Origin of the sequence: Mycobacterium sp. AT1 (assembly GCF_002043095.1) — a bacterium.
Lineage (GTDB): Bacteria > Actinomycetota > Actinomycetes > Mycobacteriales > Mycobacteriaceae > Mycobacterium.
In genome coordinates, this window is the sequence record NZ_MVOC01000124.1 from 1 (window position 1) to 516 (window position 516).

1 protein-coding gene is annotated in these 516 nt (G+C 72.7%); it reads right to left on the reverse strand.

Going from position 1 to position 516, the window contains the following annotated elements:
• On the reverse strand, nt 1–516 hold a 516-nt coding region (locus B1790_RS33895), incomplete at both ends, for a DUF222 domain-containing protein (RefSeq protein WP_142271686.1).

Genomic DNA, 516 nt, shown 5'->3' on the forward strand with positions numbered 1-516 from the left:
ATTCGGCTCGTCAGACGTCGCCGGCTCACTGGGTACGTCGGGCGGTGGTGGCGGTGGGGCTGGTGCCTCGGGGTCACGGAGGGTGTCCGCGCTCGCGATCACGTACACCACCACCCCCGTCGAGGGCGGGTTCTGCGCCGCGGGGCAATCGGAGGTGTCGCACAGGCAGGCCAGGCGGTCGGCCCCGTGGGCGAGGGCGCCGATGGCGTCGGCGCGGCGCTGATCCAGCGTGCGCGGATCGGCCGGGCACACCGTCCGGGCCAGCGCGTCCACGCGCGCGTCGAAGGCCTTCGCGTCGTGCGCGAACAGGGTGGCGAACACCGTCGCCATCCCGCCGCCGTCATCGTCCTCACTGACGTCCACGCTGCGTCCTCGCGCCCGGGTCTCGGTCCGGTGCACCGCCTGGGGGTCGACCTGGGCGACGAACGCGTCGACGGTCTTCTCCAGAGTGGACGTCGACATCGGCTCCCGATTACTGAGCGCGTCGGCCAGCAGTCGGTCCAGTTCGTGCAGGGC